This is a genomic window from Bacillus sp. FSL M8-0063 (assembly GCF_038005545.1).
In the GTDB taxonomy this organism is placed as follows: domain Bacteria; phylum Bacillota; class Bacilli; order Bacillales; family Bacillaceae_G; genus Bacillus_A; species Bacillus_A wiedmannii.
This window is the reverse complement of the sequence record NZ_JBBOTJ010000001.1, coordinates 543499-563581: the sequence shown is the minus strand read 5'-3', so window position 1 is coordinate 563581 and position 20083 is coordinate 543499. Positions and strand designations below refer to the sequence as shown.

At 36.5% G+C, this 20083-nt stretch carries 15 protein-coding genes; 6 read left to right on the top strand and 9 right to left on the bottom strand.

Annotated features, from left to right (window positions below; genetic code table 11):
* Positions 1-111: 111 nt before the first annotated feature.
* Positions 112-1209 carry a polysaccharide pyruvyl transferase CsaB gene (csaB, locus tag MKX31_RS02795; RefSeq protein WP_087979595.1) on the bottom strand — a complete coding sequence of 366 codons (1098 nt, stop codon included), beginning with the start codon at positions 1207-1209 and terminating at the stop codon, positions 112-114.
* A 140-nt stretch (positions 1210-1349) separates the two neighbouring features.
* Positions 1350-2870: a putative polysaccharide biosynthesis protein gene (locus tag MKX31_RS02790; protein ID WP_098537933.1), complete on the bottom strand. Its 1521-nt coding sequence runs from the start codon at positions 2868-2870 to the stop codon at positions 1350-1352.
* A 282-nt stretch (positions 2871-3152) separates the two neighbouring features.
* Here MKX31_RS02790 and secA2 point away from each other — a divergent pair, with 282 nt between their 5' ends.
* Complete coding sequence (gene secA2, locus MKX31_RS02785) at positions 3153-5519, top strand: accessory Sec system translocase SecA2 (RefSeq protein WP_098275418.1); 2367 nt, start codon at positions 3153-3155, stop codon at positions 5517-5519.
* 14 nt (positions 5520-5533) lie between these two features.
* On the top strand, positions 5534-6415 hold the full coding sequence (locus MKX31_RS02780) for an accessory Sec system S-layer assembly protein (RefSeq protein ID WP_087979592.1): 882 nt from the start codon (positions 5534-5536) through the stop codon (positions 6413-6415).
* A gap of 110 nt (positions 6416-6525) precedes the next feature.
* On the opposite strand, the gene MKX31_RS02775 is transcribed toward MKX31_RS02780, so the two are convergent.
* Together MKX31_RS02775 and MKX31_RS02770 are read right to left on the bottom strand one after the other, a co-directional pair.
* The gene (locus MKX31_RS02775) at positions 6526-6897 is read right to left on the bottom strand and encodes a hypothetical protein (RefSeq protein ID WP_064473720.1); all 372 of its coding nucleotides are present in this window, start codon (positions 6895-6897) and stop codon (positions 6526-6528) included.
* 198 nt (positions 6898-7095) lie between these two features.
* Positions 7096-8574: a SulP family inorganic anion transporter gene (locus MKX31_RS02770; RefSeq protein ID WP_257133739.1), complete on the bottom strand. Its 1479-nt coding sequence runs from the start codon at positions 8572-8574 to the stop codon at positions 7096-7098.
* Between the two features lie 188 nt (positions 8575-8762).
* Here MKX31_RS02770 and MKX31_RS02765 point away from each other — a divergent pair, with 188 nt between their 5' ends.
* Entirely contained in the window at positions 8763-9227 is a 465-nt protein-coding gene (locus MKX31_RS02765; protein WP_064473718.1) for a hypothetical protein, read from the top strand.
* Between the two features lie 27 nt (positions 9228-9254).
* Here MKX31_RS02765 and MKX31_RS02760 read toward each other — a convergent pair whose 3' ends face one another.
* Positions 9255-10811 (bottom strand): fatty acid--CoA ligase, encoded by a 1557-nt coding sequence (locus MKX31_RS02760; RefSeq protein WP_064473717.1) that lies wholly within the window; start codon positions 10809-10811, stop codon positions 9255-9257.
* Between the two features lie 205 nt (positions 10812-11016).
* On the bottom strand, positions 11017-12507 hold the full coding sequence (locus MKX31_RS02755; protein ID WP_340979882.1) for a coproporphyrinogen III oxidase: 1491 nt from the start codon (positions 12505-12507) through the stop codon (positions 11017-11019).
* Positions 12508-12767: 260 nt separating this feature from the next.
* Here MKX31_RS02755 and MKX31_RS02750 point away from each other — a divergent pair, with 260 nt between their 5' ends.
* On the top strand, positions 12768-14507 hold the full coding sequence (locus MKX31_RS02750; protein ID WP_340979881.1) for an S-layer homology domain-containing protein: 1740 nt from the start codon (positions 12768-12770) through the stop codon (positions 14505-14507).
* A gap of 56 nt (positions 14508-14563) precedes the next feature.
* On the opposite strand, the gene MKX31_RS02745 is transcribed toward MKX31_RS02750, so the two are convergent.
* Positions 14564-16879: a SpaA isopeptide-forming pilin-related protein gene (locus MKX31_RS02745; RefSeq protein WP_340979880.1), complete on the bottom strand. Its 2316-nt coding sequence runs from the start codon at positions 16877-16879 to the stop codon at positions 14564-14566.
* Positions 16880-17271: 392 nt separating this feature from the next.
* On the bottom strand, positions 17272-18144 hold the full coding sequence (locus tag MKX31_RS02740) for a Cof-type HAD-IIB family hydrolase (protein ID WP_048562434.1): 873 nt from the start codon (positions 18142-18144) through the stop codon (positions 17272-17274).
* Positions 18145-18278: 134 nt separating this feature from the next.
* Between MKX31_RS02740 and MKX31_RS02735 the strand changes: the two genes are divergently transcribed.
* Both MKX31_RS02735 and MKX31_RS02730 read left to right on the top strand, forming a co-directional pair.
* Entirely contained in the window at positions 18279-18896 is a 618-nt protein-coding gene (locus tag MKX31_RS02735) for a DNA-3-methyladenine glycosylase (protein ID WP_340979876.1), read from the top strand.
* 21 nt (positions 18897-18917) lie between these two features.
* On the top strand, positions 18918-19274 hold the full coding sequence (locus MKX31_RS02730; protein ID WP_064473839.1) for a hypothetical protein: 357 nt from the start codon (positions 18918-18920) through the stop codon (positions 19272-19274).
* A 36-nt stretch (positions 19275-19310) separates the two neighbouring features.
* Here MKX31_RS02730 and alsD read toward each other — a convergent pair whose 3' ends face one another.
* Entirely contained in the window at positions 19311-20069 is a 759-nt protein-coding gene (gene alsD / locus MKX31_RS02725; protein ID WP_088047945.1) for an alpha-acetolactate decarboxylase, read from the bottom strand.
* Between the last annotated feature and the right edge of the window lie 14 nt (positions 20070-20083).

The following is a 20083-nucleotide window of genomic DNA, read 5'->3' as shown; positions in this document are numbered from 1 at the left end:
TACATTCAAAATCATTCATACAATTCGACATTTTTCTACAAATATTTATTTTCTTTCGACATTTTCTATTTTTTAAATAATAAAAAAAGAGGATGTCCTCTTAAATTAAGATTACATTCCCCTTTTTTCGAACTCTTTTGAATTCAAGTCGCTTATGATGTAGCGAGACGCTGTTGAAATTTGTTCTCGCAATTCTTCTACTCTTTGTTCCAATGTTGCTTGTACATATTCTTTTTGTTCTAGTTGTTTCGTTGCCACGTTATACAAAGTTTCAGCCGTCCAGTCACCATCTACGTTTCCGATAATCGGCTGATTTACTTGTTGTAAAAATGAATCGATCTTTGGATCATATGAAATACCGACCATAGGAATATTAGCAACCGCTGATAATATAAGCGCATGAAGTCTCATACCTATTAGAAGCGAACATTCCGACAAAATTGAAATTTTCTCATGAATATCCAGCTTATACGGAAGCATATGAGCTTCTTCTCCCATTAAGTTAATAATATCGCGTGATGCATTTTGATCAAATGGTCCATGCATTGGTACGAATAAAATATGATACCCTTCACGCTTAAATTTTTTCAGCGTATCTGCTAGCTTCTTCATATAATCTTCTTTCGCGTCCCAATACCTCACACTAACTGCAATTACTTTCCCTTGAATCGAATGTTTTTGCAGCCACTCCGACTTCATTCCTTCTGGTTGACATGCCAATACTGGATCTGGAACTAGTTCGATCTCTTTCTTAATACCCATTTCTTTTAAATACAAAAATGAATCTTCATCACGAACTGATATATATGCCGCTTTTGATACTTGCCATTTCACTAATAAACGATTTTGTCTTTTCGTAATTGGACCAATTCCTTGCGCATAAATATAATACGGCTTCTTCAAAAAACGAGCAATCCGCATAATACCTGTATAGTACAAAATGCTTTTAATACTCGTTTTATCTTGAAGGAGACTTCCCCCTCCGCTAATTAAACCGTTACTTTTCTTTATTTCCTTATAAATTGCTCTTATATCCCAGCGATTTACTGCCTCTACACCGTACATTTTTCTTGTATAGTCGGGGTCATTCGAAAGTACAACAAGCTCAAGAGTAGGATCCTCTTCATGTAGCGCTTTAATAATTGATTGCAAAATTGCTTCGTCCCCAACATTATAAAAACCATAATATCCTGATAAAACTAACCGCACTCTTAATCTCCTCCAACATTTCGCAATCAACTTTTGTCATTCAACAAATTGCTATCAACTCTTTAATAAGAAAAGTTGGATAACTTCAAATTGATTTCTTTCACAAACATATAAATAGCCCTACTCATTTATAGACAAATTTACTTACGTAAAAATGGAATTTGCTTTTTGGATATCCAGTTCAACTTTAATGCGCATATGCCATATATGAAAAAGGCCACACAAAATGCTAAACCACTATATATTACTGCAATAAGTCTAGAATCTACCACATTTATTACAGTAGATGTGAAATATAATCCTATACCTACTATACTAGATACTCCAATTACAGCAAAAAATCTCCCCATGCGAATCGAATAAGCCAATTCTTTTCGAATGTATATATAATTTACGATACAAATCATGATATATATGATAAGTGTACTATAAGCCGCACCAGTTATGCCAAATTGACTTACAAGTACTATATTTAATATGACTTTTACAAAACTCGCTCCAACAACTATCCACGCCGCTTGCTTAGAACGGTTAATTCCTTGCAAAATTCCTATTGATAATACCATAAGTGATGTGAAATACGAACTACCAATTAAAATAGCTAACATGCCGCTCCCTTTAGCATCTGTAAACAACCCAACATTTAACGGGACTGTAAGTGCCATGAGCCAGATTGTTATCGGCGTTGTTAAAACATGAGCAAGCTCATTTGTTCGTTCAATTGTGTGTTTTGCTAACGCTATATCTTTCTTTGTTAATGCAGCGGTTAACAACGGGATTAACGGAAATACCATCGCGCTTGCAAACACGACAATTAATTGTGTAAACGCAAAGCCACGACTATATATACCAAATTGTTCTTGAATCGTTGTAGTGGATTCATGCAACATATGTGGAATCGTTACAGAATCAACTAAATTTAACAACGGCATCGATAATGCTCCAATCGCAATTGGAATCGAGACCCGAAGTATTTTTTTGGAATTTTTTTTAAAGTCTTGCAGTGAATATGTATTACTTTTATAACGATATATACTTTTTACATACTTCAATCTCAAATAAATAAGTGACGTAATTACCCCAAGGCAAGAACCAATCATTGCACCGCCTGTTATAACATCACTATCTTTATTCCAAGATACGAATAAGAATGCAATTGCTAACATAAAGAAAACACGAATGAACTGCTCAATTACTTGTGACACCCCGGTAGGAATCATATCTCCAAAACCTTGGAAATACCCTCGATATACCGCCATATATGGTGCGATTAATAAAGCAAACGAAGTGACAATTAATGGGAGTCTTGTATCTTGTCCACCAAGCATATTTGCAAACATACTTGATCCAATCATAATAACCGAGAATCCAAGCACCCCAAATATTACTCCAATAATAGATGCTGACGTAAATAGTTTAGCAATCCCATCTTTATCATTCTTCTCATGAAGTTCAGCGATTAACTGTGATATAGCTAGCGGTACTCCCGCTACTGATAAAGTTAAAGCTATCATATATACAGGAAAAACAAGGCGGAAAATTCCAAGCACTTCATCTCCTGCTATATTTTGTAATGGGATTTGAAAAAAACTTCCCAACACTTTCGATAAAAACGTTGTAATCGTTAAAATCGCAGCGCCTTTCACAAACTTATTATTCATCTTCTAGCTCTTTTCTTTCAATATATAATTTCCATACATATTACATCATAAAACGAGATAACTATATTCTTCTCTTTTTAGAAAAATTTCACTTTATCTCATTTAGCTATCATACCAAATTTATTATACATTGAATACTCTCTTTCTTTACGGCTTTTAAATATATCATATGTAATAACACCTTATTTTTATCCAGATTTTTCTTCAATTTACTACTTCTACTTATTCAGGATAGACATGTGCTATAATGTAGCTATTGTCAGTAAGAGGAGTGTTTACAACATGCTGAATTCGGTAAAAAAGCTGTTAGGAGATTCTCAAAAGAGAAAACTAAAAAAATATGAACAACTTGTTCAAGCAATTAATAATCTAGAAGAAAAACTATCTGATTTATCTGATGAAGACTTACGTCATAAAACTATCACATTTAAAAACATGCTACACGATGGAAAGACAGTGGATGATATAAAAGTAGAGGCGTTCGCTGTTGTACGTGAAGCTGCAAAGCGTGTACTTGGATTACGTCACTACGATGTGCAGTTAATTGGTGGCCTTGTACTATTAGAAGCTAATATTGCAGAGATGCCAACCGGCGAAGGAAAAACATTAGTTTCTTCTCTTCCAACATACGTACGTGCTCTTGAAGGAAAAGGCGTTCACGTTATTACTGTAAACGACTATTTAGCAAAACGAGATAAAGAATTAATTGGCCAAGTTCATGAATTTCTAGGTTTAAAGGTTGGATTGAATATTCCTCAAATCGATCCTGCCGAAAAGAAACTTGCTTACGAAGCTGATATTACATATGGTATTGGAACAGAATTTGGCTTTGACTATCTACGTGATAATATGGCCTCTTCAAAAAATGAGCAGGTACAACGTCCCTATCATTTTGCTATTATCGATGAGATTGATAGCGTTTTAATTGATGAAGCGAAGACGCCTCTTATTATCGCTGGTAAGAAATCAAGCAGCTCTGATTTACACTATTTATGTGCAAAAGTTATTAAGTCATTCCAGGATACTCTTCATTACACGTACGATGCAGAAACGAAATCTGCTAGTTTTACAGAAGACGGTATTACAAAAACAGAAGATTTATTTGATATCGATAACCTATATGATTTAGAACATCAAACTTTATATCATTATATGATTCAAGCATTACGAGCTCATGTCGCTTTCCAATGTGATGTTGACTATATTGTACACGATGAAAAAATTCTACTTGTAGATATTTTCACAGGCCGCGTTATGGATGGTCGCTCTTTAAGTGATGGTTTACACCAAGCTCTTGAAGCCAAAGAAGGTTTAGAAATCACTGAAGAAAACCAAACACAAGCGTCCATTACAATTCAAAACTTCTTCCGTATGTATCCAGCATTATCTGGTATGACAGGTACAGCAAAAACAGAAGAAAAAGAATTTAACCGTGTATATAACATGGAAGTTATGCCAATTCCGACAAACCGTCCTATCATTCGTGAAGACAAAAATGACGTCGTGTACGTAACAGCCGATGCTAAATATAAAGCTGTACGTGAAGATGTTCTAAAACACAATAAACAAGGACGCCCGATTTTAATTGGGACAATGTCTATTTTACAATCAGAAACCGTTGCTCGTTACTTAGATGAAGCGCATATTACATATCAATTATTAAATGCAAAAAGCGCAGAACAAGAGGCGGATTTAATCGCAACCGCTGGACAAAAAGGACAAATTACAATTGCGACGAATATGGCCGGACGAGGTACTGATATTTTACTAGGTGAGGGTGTCCATGAGATTGGTGGATTACATGTGATCGGGACAGAACGCCATGAATCAAGACGCGTTGACAATCAATTAAAAGGTCGTGCTGGTCGTCAAGGAGATCCAGGTAGCTCTCAGTTCTTCCTTTCTTTAGAAGATGAAATGCTAAAACGTTTCGCACATGAAGAAATGGAGAAATTAAATAAATCACTGAAGTCAGATGAAACAGGACTTATTCTAACTTCTAAAGTTCATGACTTCGTGAACCGTACACAATTAATTTGTGAAGGTAGCCATTTCTCAATGCGCGAGTACAATTTAAAGTTAGATGATGTAATAAATGACCAACGTAACGTTATTTATAAATTACGTAATAACTTGTTACAAGAAGATATAAATATGATTGAAATCATTATTCCAATGATTGATCACGCTGTAGACGCCATTTCTAAGCAACATCTTTTAGAAGGTATGCTTCCGGAAGAATGGGATTTCGCTCGTTTAACAGAAAATATAAACGAAATTTTACCAGTAACAAATATGCCATCACTATCAGCGAATAATGTACATTCACCGGAAGATTTACAATCCGTTTTGAAAGAAACATTATCTCTTTATAAAGAGCGCGTAAATGAACTAAATAGCCATACTGATTTACAGCAGTCGCTACGATATGTTGCCCTTCATTTCCTAGATCAGAACTGGGTAAATCACTTAGATGCGATGACCCACCTAAAAGAAGGCATCGGGCTAAGACAATATCAACAAGAAGACCCTACTCGTCTGTATCAAAAAGAAGGTTTAGATATCTTTTTATACACATATGGTAATTTCGAAAAAGAAATGTGCCGCTATGTTGCAAGACATTTAGGTGTTCCTGAAAACGTACAATAACGAGGTGAAAGATAATGTTATCATTCCTAAAAAGAGCTAAGAAAAGCGGAAAAGATACGACTGTCTCTAGTAATCAATTATTCGGACAAGAAGAAACAAATACTGAAAATAAAACTGTTAAACCAACGCTTTACTTCCACCCAAGCTGGGGTGCAGTAGCACAAGAACAAAAATACATTTATCAATTTTTACATAAAGAACTAACACGTTTACAAGAATATCAAATTTCTTTATCTGGAATTGAGATTGAAAAACGTGATAATGGTTATGACGTAGCTGTATTTATTCGTAGCACTGTTCCGAAACCAATTTCTTTCGAAGAGGTTACATTAATTCTTCTAAATAAAGAGAAGAAACTATGTGCCCGCAAAACATTTAACCTTTCTGCATTAGGAGATATTCCTGCAAATGTAAATATGCCATTCATCTTTACATTTGAGCAAGAAACAATTACAGATGCCGAATTATCGCAAACAGATTGGGAATTAGCGTTTGAACTTGAAAGTAAGCATGCATTAGATTTAGACCCATCTTGGGAAGCTCAGTTACCTGAAGCAAGCAAAGAAGCTTTACGTAATTTCGTAGACAATTTAACACCTCCAAATGATGGTGAAATTAACTTCCTAGGTCTGCAAGCTGCAAGAAAAGAAAACGGTGATTTACATACAACACTTCTTATTCGTAACGGTTGCAAAGACAACATTCAACTAGAGCAGCTTCCTCTTCATATTGAAGATGCTTCTGGTGCAGTTGTTGTGAAAGGTGCTTTCACATTACCGAATCTTGAAATTAAAGCGAACACTACAAAACCGTGGTCATTTGTCTTCCCTGCTTCATCTATATTAAAAGAAGATATGGATCTATCTTCTTGGAAAGCGTTTGTACCACAAGACTAATAAGAGAGGCTGCTTCCAAAGCAGCCTCTCTTATTCTTTTTCATACAAAAAGCCTGTTCAAAAAGATGGTCATCACACCTCCTTGGACAGGCTTATTCTTTATGTAAAATTTACTTCGTTACTAATAAACGTTCAATATGATATTCAGCTTCTAATTTGCACATTTCATCTGCGTGTTGCATTTCATGCCTCTTTAAATGCTCTACTTGCTCTTCACTCGGTTTTTCATTAATAAACTCGTTAATTTTTTCATTCACTTTCATCGCTAATGCTTGATGGAAATCTGGATGTCCTTTCAACTCTTCGTCTACTTTATTAATCCAAGTTGATTTTGTGTATAAATATTGTTTCCACTGTTCAACAAATTGCTGCATATCAAATTTTTCTTCATTCCATTCAATTTCTTTCATATACTTCTCAAAAGAAACAACAATTGATCGCGTAATCCCGATCTTCACTCCATGTGGTAACTGTTTGTACATCAAATATTCCCTCCAGCTTAAAGCTCTTCCTTCTGAATATAAAGGAATCTCAAAATTCATATACCTTCTTATAATAGCATATTGCTAATCTAAGATGTTACTATACTGCTAAGATTAATAAATGTCAATAATCGTAAAACATTTCTATATAGAGATATTAAATACAATGAAAAAATACCCTCATACGAGGGCATCTCCTTATATAACCTCAGCTTTTACAAACTGTAATTTATCTTTTTGCTCATCATTCGCCAGCGTCACTATCGTCTTTTCAACATGCGGATGTACATGTTCCAGCGTCACACTCGCGCCCGCTTTATCCGACTGCTCAACAAAGGTTAACAACGCCATAGCTCCTGATACATCCATATAGCGTACATCTTTCATACGTAAAACAACTGGAGACTTTACGTCTTGTAAAGCATAAAAAATACGATCCACTGTTAAAAAAGAAAGTGGGCCTTTAATTTTATACGTCGCTTCCTTTTCTTTTACAATAGAAGCTTTACGTTCTTTACATTTTACCATGTATATAAGGAACGAAAGAATAATTCCGAATGCAACAGCGATCATTAAATCAAACTTCACTGTGACAACCATCGTTACGAGCATAACAATGACATCACCTTTTGGTGCTACATGCATTTTCTTCATGCTTTCCCAATCAAACATGCCAATACCAGTTAAAATTAAAATACCTGATAATACAGCAAGCGGAATGTATTGTACGACCGAGCCTAGTCCCATAATGAAAATAAATAATATAACACTATGCATAGATGCTGAAAGCGCCGTTTTACCACCGCTTCTTATATTAACGATAGACCGTACAGTCGCCCCTGCCCCTGCTAATCCGCCAAACAACCCGCTCATCATATTACCGATACCTTGTCCGACCAGTTCTTTATTACTTTTATGACGTGTACCTGTCACATTATCCATTACGACCGATGTCAACAACGAGTCAATCGATCCTAATAAAGCAATACTAAGCGCTGGTAAAATAAGTTCTGCGATCCCTGTTCCACTTAAAGTTGGAATATGAAGCGTCGGCATCGCTTCTGGAATCATTCCAATCTTTTCAATCACCTTATTTAATGACAGATTTCCAATAATCGGTAACTTCACTGAAAGCCCTTCTAACGCAGAAGAAAATAAAGGAAGCAAAGCAGTTACACCGACTAATGCAACTAAACTAGACGGAATGGCCTTAATCCATTTTCCAGAAACAATCATTACAATAATCGTTAATACTACGAGTAGAAAACTATTTTGCACATGCTTCATTTCACCTAAAATAATAATCAATGCAATACCGTTCATAAATCCTGAAACGACAGGATACGGAATGTATCGAACGTAAGAGCCAAGCTTACATACACCGAATAAAACTTGAAACAGTCCCGCCATCATAAAGGCTATAAAACTCGCCTCTAACCCGTGCGTCGCAATAACCCCTGTTGCAATAACCGTAATCGGTCCAGTTGGCCCAGTTACCTGCCCAGGTGTACCACCAAATAACGCCGCAAATAAACCTGCAAAAATCGCACCATACAATCCGACTAGTGCTCCCTCAGACGTTCCCGTTGCAGCAATACCAAATGCAATGGCAAGTGGCAACGCAACAATCGCAACAGTAAAACCAGCTAAACATTCCTTTGCTATTTTTTGAAACATATAAATAACCACCTTCACATTAAGTCCATTTTCCATTGTACACCTAAAAAGATACATTCGTTAGTCCACTTTTTACAGTATCGTGACGTAAACGCATTCAATTGTAAGCTCCCATCACATCTTTGGAAACCATTATAACTATGCTATAATAGATAAATTAAATCTTTTATTATATATTTGGAGGCACTATGCTAACTTTTGAAGAAAAATTATCGATTATTGAATCTTTCCCTGAATTAGAAAGAAAAAACGTATCATTAAAACGCGTGAACTTTCACTTCGAAGAAAGTCGTTTAGATAAAAAGAACGTTGTTTATCACTTACATCCAAATGGAAACGGCTTTGTATATGCAAGTGGTATTAAAGGTTACAAAACGGATGATAAAGGTATGATTAACATCCGCGAATTTTCAGCAGATGAATTACGCTCAGTAATCGAGCAATCAATTGAATTACTTTCACAAGAAGAAGTAGTAATTCCTGCAGAACCTGCAAAAGAAGAAGAATGGCATAACGAAGACGGTCATATCCTTACTCTTATCTCAGAGGATGATATGTGGAACGTGTACGCTGGTGTAAACTTAGACGGTACATTCAACTCTTATCCAGAAGCTGCGGAATACCTTGATGAAGAAGGTTTTTCACGTAAATAAAAATAGAAAGTGGGTATCCCCCACTTTCTATTTTTTTGCTCCTTTTAAAGACTCTCTAAGCACAAACTTCTGTAATTTTCCACTCGCATTACGGGGCAGTTCATCCACAAATAAATAATGACGCGGACGTTTATAATCTGCTAATTCATCACTTTCTTTACAATATATTTCTAAATCATCGTCGGTAATCGCTTCATCTTTCTTTACAATAACAGCCACAACACGTTCTCCCCATAATTCATCTGGCTCTCCAAGCACTGCAACATCTAATACACCAGGATGACTATGAAGGAAATCTTCAATTTCACGTGGATAAATATTAACGCCGCCGCTAATTACCATATCATCCACACGATCTGCGACGAATAAATAGCCATCTTTATCGAAATAACCTAAATCACCCGAGTGATACCATCCTTTATACATCGATTTTGCATTTGCTTCTTCTCGGTTATGATAACCAGCCATCATAGTCGGGCCGCGCAAAATAATCTCCCCAACTTCATAAGGAGGCAATACATCATCCGGTTCTGCTGGTGCATCTTCGCTTGGTTTTACAATGCGAATTTCATGACTAAAGCATGGCGTGCCTGCTGAACCCGCTTTCGTAATTTGATCTTCTTCTACGAGAAACGCAACAACTGGCCCCATTTCTGTCATTCCGTAAATTTGTACAAGATCAATATAAAGACGTTCTTTACATTCCTTCACTAATGCTGGTGCCATCGCCGCTCCGCCATATATACCAATCTTCATCGACGTTAAATCGTACTGTGTTAAATCTTTTTGCAGTAACATATTCCACATCGTCGGTGCTGCAAAAAACGTCGTAATCTTCTCTTCTTGAATCGTATGTAATACTCTATCCGTATCAAAATGATGCAAAATAACATTCTTTCCGCCAACTTGAATGCGCGGAATGATTCCAGCATTTAACTCGCCGCAATGATATAAAGGTGCTACAACAAGTCCGGCACTATCTCTATTATATTTTAAGAAATACGTACAAATCATACTATGCTCAGTCATTTCACGATGACGATGCAATACGCCTTTCGGATGACCTGTCGTACCGCTCGTATATAACATAGAACAATAATCCATTTCATCAATTTCGATATCTATTTTCTCAGAAGATGCCGCATTAACTTTTTCATGGTAAGAACTAGCATAGGAAGGTGTATCTTCTTCTACATACCAAAAAGCCGAATTTGGAAAATCGCGTTCAATGATAGCAACAGTTGATTCAACCGCTTTTTCAAAGACTACTACTTTCGAAGCTGCATCTTGAAGGATATACGATAATTCTTTTGCTTTTAAACGGAAGTTAATCGGGTTAAAGATTGCCCCAATTTTCGCACAGGCTAAGTAAACGTTTACAAATTCACGGCAATTATATAAGTAGACAGATACAGTATCTCCCTTTCTTACCCCTTCTTTCAACAGAGCTTGCGCCGTTTTATTTATTTGCTCATCCCACTGTTTATATGTCCAGCGAATATTTTTTTCCGGCTCTACTAACGCCTCTTTATTTGGATACTTACCAACCGCTAAATCAAATATTCTCCCTATCGTCATGTACATGCCAACAATTTCCCCCTTTTCTCTTTCATAAATCTATCATTTCGTCCATAAGTAGACATTGTCCTCTAATGTTTTGACTAATTTTTCTGATTATTATCGACATAGTTTTACAAACAGTGTGGTCTCTTGGTAAATGAAATTATAGCAACTTACTCACAACAATATAAAAAAGAGGCTGTTCCAAATTGGAACAACCTCTTTCTTCTTATACAAATAGCTCTTCTAAAATTTTCAGTTTGTCTTCTGTATATTTTACGAAGCCATCGTTATATGATTTTGGATCTTTCGGATTTGCGAAGTGCGTAATTGCACCTGTCTTCGGATGAACAAATTTACTTGATGCACCACAACCAAGTCCGATAATCGATTGAACTTCTTCCATAATAACAATGTTATAAATACTTTCTTGCGTCGGCATTGCATAACCAACGTTCTCTAAGTTACCTAAAATATTCTTTTGACGATATAGGTAATATGGTACGTAATTATGCTTTTGCGTCCACTCTTCTGCTTCATGCATCATCGCTGTAATTTCTTCGCGACCTGCTACTTTATATTTACGTTTGTTTTGCGTCATTTCAGAAGCACGTTTAAATGATAACGTATGAACTGTTAACGATTCTGGCATTAACTTTTCTGTCTCATCTAACGTGTGCTTGAAAATATCTAGCCCTTCACCTGGAAGACCAATAATTAAGTCCATATTAATATTGTTCATTCCCATTTCACGAGCTAAGTGATACTTCTCAATTGTTTCTTCTACAGTATGATGACGTCCAATTGCTTTTAATGTCTCTTGATGGTATGACTGCGGATTAATACTAATGCGGTCAATATTCCATTTATTTAACACTTCTAGTTTTGCTGGCGTAATTGTATCTGGGCGACCTGCCTCAACTGTTACCTCACGCACATTTTTCACATCTGGGAACGCTTCATACATTTCTTCATACAGCATATCCATCTCTTCCGCTGTAATACTTGTCGGTGTACCGCCGCCGTAATAAATCGTCGTAACTGTTACACCTTTTTCTTTTAAAAACTTACCAATTTCACGAACTTCATAATGTAAACCACCTAAGAATGAATCAACAGAACCTTGGCGTCCGTTAATTGCATACGCCGGGAATGTACAATATGCACATTTTGTTGGGCAGAATGGAATACCGATATAAATACTTACTTCCTCTTTCAAACGGTATAAATCCGGAACTACCGCTAATTGGCAATCCACAATACGCTGAAGAAGTTCAATTTTCTCTTCATGAATTAAATAGCTTTCACGAAGTTCTTGGTGTGCTTCTTCTTTTGACATACCACTTTGAAGCATTTTATGAAGAAGTTTTGTCGGACGAACTCCTGTTAAAATGCCCCAGCTTTGTTCAAGACCAGTTAACTGCTGAAGAACAGAAAGATATACATAAGAAACAACGTGCTTCACTTGCTTCATACGCTCTTTTTCATCTGTGAAAGCAGATAAATCTTTTGCGAATGTTTCTTCATACACATTTCCAGTAGCAACATCTGTTAAACGAGCAGATGCTTTCACATTCTCTTCAATGTGTATATCAACGATAAGATTTGCTTCCTCTTGTTCAAACCCAATCTTACTATCTTCAAAAAATAAGCCGCCAATATTTTGCAGCGGACGTAAAAAACGATCATCTTGTAACGTTTTAATTGAAATTAACAACATTATCACCTTTTCATTTGCAAACTCTCTTTAGTTTACTTGAAGGGCGTTTGTAGGTCAATACAGAAGGTTTTACCTTATTTCTATATCCTATTTAAAACAAACTGAATATTGGTTTTTCACGAACTTTTCTTAGTTGTATAGACATTGTAATATACTCTTGTTACAATCTAGAACGTATTAGTACTTGCTACTAATTTAAAATACATCTAAAGGAGGACTGTTAACACGACATAGATACTATAACGTGTTAAAAAACAACTATGAAAAAAAGGTTTTACAACATTTTGGCACTAACTTTGGCATTACAAACATTTGTAGCACCTACCCTTTCATTCGCAGAAAATATAGAGAAAACTGCGGAATTGTCTATTGATGAACAAGCTTTAAAAAGCATTGAAGAACATGCAAAGCAGCATAGACATGACGAGGAAAACGACCTTGAAATCTCAGGTGAATATCTTCTCCACTTATCAACAAAACTTCCACTATACGATGCAAACGACTTAAAAACCAAAACAAATATTGAAATTACTGAACGAGTAGTAAAGGCAACGAAGAAAAAAGGTAATACATATTACGTACAAACTACATCCGGTTCTGGTTCGGTTAATAAGGAAAATAATAGTTTAGAAATACAAGAGATTCATAAACTTTCAAATCAAAAACTAATTGTAACTGAAGAAACATCAGTATACTCATTCCCTTTCCAATCGTTTAAAGAAGAAACGATATTACAGCCACAAACAGTAGCTCCTACTGAACAAGCTGGAAATTGGTTTAAAATTCAACTGAACGGAACTGAGAAATGGATTTATGCTCCTTCAGCTACATTCGAAGGTACGAAAGCATCATTATTTGAAAAAACAGGTTCTATCGAAAAAAGAAGCGCAACTTTCTTCAAAACACCATCTAATTTGCCTACAAATAACGTTTATGGTGTTACATTTAAAGAAATGATCGTTCCAAAAGGGAATGAAAACATTCGTCCTGGATACGCAATGGAACCGAAATACATTACAATTCATGAAACTGCTAATACGAGTAAAGGTGCTAACGCGTTAAATCATGCGAAGTACTTAGATAGTCAAGCCCGCGGAAATACTGATCGTTCAGCATCTTGGCATTTTACTGTCGATGATAAAGAAATTTATCAACACCTTCCATTAAATGAAGTTGGTTGGCATGCTGGAAATAAGACCGGAAACTATGAATCTATCGGAATTGAAATTGCTGTGAATAGTGATGGAAATTATACGAAAGCGGTAGAAAATGCCCGGAAATTAGCTGCTTATTTAATGAACGAATTAAACATATCTCTAGATCACGTGCAAAAGCATCAATTTTGGAGCGGAAAAAACTGCCCTGCATTTATGATTCAACGCGGGCAATGGGATGCTTTCTTAAAGGGCACAAACGCTTACTATAATGAACACCGTAAAGATGTTATTCCGCCGCCAGAAGTCCCTCATGAAAAAGACGACATTACAGGTGGATGGTATGAACAAGATATTCGTCAGTTAGCAGCTAGGAAAATTATGTTCGGTGATGGAAATGGTTCTTACTGGCCAAACCGCCTCGTAACACGAGCTGAATTTGCGAATTTAATGTCGCGAGCTTTAAAATTACCTGCCGGAAACGCTAAATTTACAGATTTAAACGAAGCGCATCCATCTTTAGTAGATGGAATTAACCGTGCTGCTAGCGCAGGTATCATTAGTGGTCGCGGAAATAATAAATTTGATCCAACCGCTACAATAACACGTGATGAAGCTGTTATTATGATTGACCGTGCATTAGCATATAACTGGATTTATAGAAAAGAAATGAAATTACCATTCACTGATCAAAATTTAGCATACGATAAGAAGGCATTACAAAATGTTTACGCATACGGAATCGTAAAAGGGAACGAGCGTAATGAATTCGTACCAAAAGGCACAGCAACACGTGCTGAATCAGCCGCTTTTTTAAATCGAATGCTTAAAGTTATTGAAGCTTAAACAAAAAACTAAAAGGCATAAGAGATAACATTTCTCTTATGCCTTTTATAAAACTATTAACTATTTTTAATCATAAATCTAAGTCGTATTCCTAATAAAACAAGGGCAAAACCAACGAATGGAAGATAATTCATATCATGTCCTGTGGCTGGAAGGCGTTGTGCATGAGATGCATCTTGTCCTTTTTCTGGTAAGGTTGGTTGTTCTTTATCTACGTTTACCATTCCTTCACCCGGTTTCTCTGTCTCTTCGCCTGGCTTTTCTGTTTCTCCACCCGGTGTTTCTGTTTCTCCACCCAGTGTTCCTGTTTCTTCACCTGGTTTCTCTGTTTCTTCACCCGGTGTTCCTGTTTCTTCACCTGGTTTCTGTGTTTCTTCACCCGGTGTTCCTGTCTCTTCACCTGGTTTCTCTGTTTCTTCACCTGGTTTCTGTGTTTCTTCACCCGGTGTTCCTGTTTCTTCACCTGGTTTCTCTGTTTCTTCACCCGGTGTTCCTGTCTCTTCACCCGGTGTTCCTGTCTCTTCACCTGGTTTTTCTATCTCTCCACCTGGTTTTTCTGTTTCTTCACCCGGTGTTCCTGTTTCTTCACCTGGTTTCTCTGTTTCTTCACCTGGTTTCTCTATTTCTCCACCTGGTTTTTCTGTTTCCTCACCTGGCTTCTCTGTTTCTTCACCTGGCTTTTCTGTTTCTCCACCCGGTGTTTCTGTTTCTCCACCCGGTGTTTCTGTTTCTTCACCTGGTTTTTCTGTTTCTCCACCTGGTTTTTCTGTTTCCTCACCTGGATTTTCTGGACCTTTACTTGGTTCTTTTTCATTCAATACTTCTTTTTTCGCTACTTTATTTGCTACAACGTTTACTTCTACTGTAGCGTCTATCGCTTTGTAACCTTCTGGTGCTTTCGTTTCTTCTAACGTATACTTACCTGGCACTAAGTTTTCAAATGTAACAACACCATCTTTATTTGTTGTTTTCGCCTCTCCAACTATTTGACCATTTTCGTTTTTTAGTCTAAATTCCGCGCCTTCTAGCACATTTCTGCTCTCAGCATCCTTTTTGACTACCTGTAAGCTTCCCAACGCTTTCACATTTTTAACTATTACCGGTACTACTTTGTTCTCTTCCACAGTAACTTCAATTTCTTCTTTTAGTAATTTATATCCCTCTGGTGCTTTCGTTTCTTTTAATGTATATTTACCTGGTTCTAATTTCTTAGAGATTACTTTACCTGTCTTATCTGTTCGTAATGTATCTATTTGTTTACCATCTTTATACACTTCAAATTCGGCACCAGGTAATAACTTTGTTTCATCACTTGCATCAACTTTTACAATTTCAAATTGACCTGTTACTTTTTCAACGGATGGCTTATTCCATTTCGGCCAATTAAATTTAAAATTATGAACCTCAAATCCATCTCTTTGATGTAAGCCACCAACATAGGCTTGTCCGTTAATAGAGCCACCTTTTGTCTCTACAACTGCATTAGGCGCAAATACACTTCCTACTACACCATATCCTTTAGTTGTTATCTTTGTAGCATTAGGGAACACCCAAATGACTTTACTAGCTAACTCAGTAAAAAAGGAATTAGGGTCATATGCTTGAGATGTATTAACTAATGTGAACCCGCCCTTATCTGTTGTATCATACAAGATTGCACCGCCACCAAAATTAACTTCTTCCGCATCTGAATGAATAACAATAAAATCTTTGTTATTTACATTTGGAAGATAAACATCCTTTACATTGAATGGTTCTTGCCCTTCTAATCCTGAAGAGACATAAATATTAGGATTATTTACATCTTCACCGATCCCAAAGGTCATACCCGATTTTGGTTTATCCGTATGTAATTGGCCCGCATCCTCAATTACGCTATCAACGTCTTTTCTAAATTCTTTAAATTTAGCATCAATCTCCGCTTGCTCTTTATAAGAGATGCGGTCATATGATAATTTCATTGCACCTTCTGGATCACCATCTTTTGTCATCGCCACTGTTCCATCTTGAATAATTACTTGTCCTGTTCCCGCTTTCGTAAATTGACCACCTAGTAATAATGATGGATATCCTTCATCTACCCATGTTGCTCCAGCTAAGTTATGCGCTCCCGTTGCAGCCGCTAAGACTGTATAACTTGATGCGTTCATATTTTTTTGAACAGCCATCGCACCCTCAATATCCGCACTCGTTGCACTATGATCTCCAAAAATGATTGCATTGTAATAAGATACATCACCTAAACCTTTTAATTCTGTTGTAGCTGCCTCTGCTTTATATGGTAAATGGATTAAAAAATTCATACATACTAGTAACATAACTATAAAACTACTACTTAATTTTTTTATTTTTTGATTAAATGATTTCCTCAAGAAATTCATTCCCCCTTTTAAACTTCCTAAAACCAAACAAAAAAGCACCTTTCATATGTACCAAGGCTTACTCACAATAACTTAAAATCATCCATTTAAATAAAAACAAGAAACTCTACAACTGATCAATAAAATTACTACAATTCATTTTTGAGATAATACGTGAACGAAACTATCATGCGGAAGTATTTTTGCATATGGAGCTCAATAAAATTAATCTGGAGAATATTTCATGTGGTGTAACTATTTTGGCAACATCAACCACTTTACAACAATTTTCTAAATGATTCAAGTGAATTGTATGAACTTCAGACACAATTTATTCGGTAAAACGTTTTCATTTTTCGAATAAAACTAACAAAAAAACGTAGCCAAAAAGCTACGTTTTTCTTTCATCGTTTCGGTGTATTTTTATGATTCTTCAAAAATGGAAGCGGGAATTGCTTACGAAAATGTTCTTTAATCATATACTCTACACCGTTCTCACTATTCGAACGTGTAATCCAGTCAGCTGCTTGTTTTAACTCTACTGGCGAGTTCCCCATCGCTACACCAAGCCCTACATTTTCAATTACTTCTAGATCTTCTAAACTATCTCCAATCGCAACCATTTCGTTTAGCGAAATATTTAAATGCTCTCCAAGCAATTGTAATCCGCGTAATTTTGATACATTTTGCGGCAAAATTTCTATTCGTTTTGAATCACACTCAACATACTCTATATCTTGGAATGCTTTTCGTAATGTATTTAACCCTCGTTCTTTTTCACCTTTACTTTGGAAAATCACATCAATTTTTGGCGCCGCTACTGGATGATCACGAAGCGCATCACCTAACGAGTCTACAAACTGAACTGGATAAAATAACGGATCTGCGCTTGATAATACAGTACGCGCAATTAAGTTTGGTGTATTTCTCTCACGATTTCCGATTGAAAACCGTTCATGAGAAATGCGGACGTTACAATCGAAGTGCTCTAACACTTGCACAATGTTAAACGTCTTCTCTTCCGATAATCTTCTTTGAACGTACGGTTTATCCATCGTTGCTGAAACGAAAGCACCGCCGTGTGTCACTAATATAGAATCTAATTTTAACGCCTTTGCAACTTTATGAGCGGACTGAAAATTACGGCTCGTAAATAATGTAACGTATACATCTTTTCTTTTCACAAATTCAATTGTTTCTCTTAATCCTTTTGCGATTTTTCCGTTGTTGTATAGTAGTGTCCCATCTATATTAAGAGCTAGTAAGCGATAAATCATGTCGCACTCCCCCTCTTCGCTGTTGTACTCTATCCATAATTTATGAAATAAATGTAACAAATAGAACGAGTTAGAATTACTACTGAAAATTTGGTTTACTATATACATATACACTCAGCAAAGGAGATAGTACAATGCAAGCACCCCCTTCCTTTTATGAAGGCGATACGTTAGAAGTCGCAAAGAAATTACTCGGACAAAAACTTGTACATATTGTAGACGGGGTAAAACGAAGCGGAATCATTGTAGAAGTAGAAGCATATAAGGGTCCCGATGATAAGGCCGCACATAGTTACGGCGGCAGACGAACGGACCGTACAGAAGTCATGTTTGGCGCACCGGGGCATGCTTACGTATATTTAATTTATGGTATGTATCATTGTTTTAACGTCATTACAGCGCCAGTTGGCACCCCGCAAGGCATTCTCATTCGAGCCCTTGAACCAGTAGACGGGATTGAAGAAATAAAACTAGCACGTTACAACAAAACAGACGTTACGAAGGCACAATATAAAAATTTAACGAACGGTCCTGGCAAACTATGCCGTGCACTCGGAATTACTTTAGAAGAACGCGGCGTATCGTTACAAAGTGACACATTACATATTGAACTCGTCCGAGAAGAAGAACACATGTCATCACAATATCAAATAACAGCAGGTCCTCGTATTAACATCGCCTATGCAGAAGAAGCTGTACATTATCCGTGGCGTTTTTATTACGAGGGGAATCCGTTCGTTTCAAAGAAATAAGCATATGTAAAGGGAGAGACTATGAGGGGTAAACCTGAACTAAAAATAGAATCAGAAAAAGTATATAAAACGAAGAAAAACCCGAACGGAATGTTTGTAGCGCGAATACTACAAGTTCCGAAAGCAGAAAATCAATTAGACTTTGTGCTTATTCTACAAAATAGAAAAACGAAACATATTATTTATAGCAAAGTTTTAGTCACAACAGATAACGACTATTATTCTTTCCGACTAGCTCGTGGAAATATAGAATGGTCATCCTTATATACTGTTACAGTATGGGATGGGCTTGGACATCGATTGGTAGAAGTATCAGCCGTAACAGGTAAAGAGAATTATTTCATTTCTGATGAGCATTGTTCCGCATATCGGGAGTAACCTAAAATAAAAGAGAAGCCAAATCGGCTTCTCTTTTTACTCCGCGCCTTCCGCAGTCGCAATATTATCCTCTAAATTTTCTCTTGATAATTCAGCCGCCATAAAGTCAGCTGTTTCTGGAAGTGCTAAATGCATATGAGCCTTTTGACAAATTTGGATCGTACAGTTTTCTACCACATAATCGAAAACATGTCCGCCTCCGCTTCTTTCATCATCAATGTAATGTAAGTGGAAACCCGCTACACCAATACCTTGCGCGTAATCTGGTGTCCAAAATCCAGCAAGCGTACCTTCTGTATGTTTAAATGAAAAGATTGGTTGTGATTTCGTCACTTCAACGAGCGGTGTATACGGTTTTTCTTGTCTTGGAACAGTTCTCGTTCTTACTTCACGGAATGTACCGTCCATTCGAATCGCATAAAATAGGTTTTTACTTGGCATTAATTCATGTAATAATGCCTCAACTTCTTCACGATTCATCGGGCGCTCTACTGTATAACTCATTTCTTTTTCAAAAAACGTTACAGTCGCAAACGGTGTTGTTTCTTCCGGTTCTACTTTTTCTGCTGAACCGTCTGAACGTAAATGATAAAATTCGTTATCAAACGCAATCATTTCACCATCTAATTGATCAAATGTGCCGATGCCGAAATCACCACGTTCTTTCAATTCCTCAAAGCTAATCACACCATCATATATACCATCTAATAGCGCAAGCATTGTAGATGTTTGATATACTTCATTACTCGTTTTCGTTCTTTTTGCATCAATATCAATGAATTGTGCAACAGTCATCTCAATCATGCCTC

Coding starts and splice junctions, on each gene's coding strand:
- MKX31_RS02760 (WP_064473717.1), bottom strand. CDS start 10,811: ATGTACATGACGATAGGGAGAATATTTGATTTAGCGGTTGGTAAGTAT.
- MKX31_RS02740 (WP_048562434.1), bottom strand. CDS start 18,144: ATGATTTATCGCTTACTAGCTCTTAATATAGATGGGACACTACTATAC.
- MKX31_RS02755 (WP_340979882.1), bottom strand. CDS start 12,507: ATGTTGTTAATTTCAATTAAAACGTTACAAGATGATCGTTTTTTACGT.
- secA2 (WP_098275418.1), top strand. CDS start 3,153: ATGCTGAATTCGGTAAAAAAGCTGTTAGGAGATTCTCAAAAGAGAAAA.
- alsD (WP_088047945.1), bottom strand. CDS start 20,069: ATGACTGTTGCACAATTCATTGATATTGATGCAAAAAGAACGAAAACG.
- MKX31_RS02735 (WP_340979876.1), top strand. CDS start 18,279: ATGCAAGCACCCCCTTCCTTTTATGAAGGCGATACGTTAGAAGTCGCA.
- MKX31_RS02770 (WP_257133739.1), bottom strand. CDS start 8,574: ATGTTTCAAAAAATAGCAAAGGAATGTTTAGCTGGTTTTACTGTTGCG.
- MKX31_RS02790 (WP_098537933.1), bottom strand. CDS start 2,870: ATGAATAATAAGTTTGTGAAAGGCGCTGCGATTTTAACGATTACAACG.
- MKX31_RS02750 (WP_340979881.1), top strand. CDS start 12,768: ATGAAAAAAAGGTTTTACAACATTTTGGCACTAACTTTGGCATTACAA.
- MKX31_RS02730 (WP_064473839.1), top strand. CDS start 18,918: ATGAGGGGTAAACCTGAACTAAAAATAGAATCAGAAAAAGTATATAAA.
- MKX31_RS02765 (WP_064473718.1), top strand. CDS start 8,763: ATGCTAACTTTTGAAGAAAAATTATCGATTATTGAATCTTTCCCTGAA.
- MKX31_RS02780 (WP_087979592.1), top strand. CDS start 5,534: ATGTTATCATTCCTAAAAAGAGCTAAGAAAAGCGGAAAAGATACGACT.
- MKX31_RS02775 (WP_064473720.1), bottom strand. CDS start 6,897: ATGTACAAACAGTTACCACATGGAGTGAAGATCGGGATTACGCGATCA.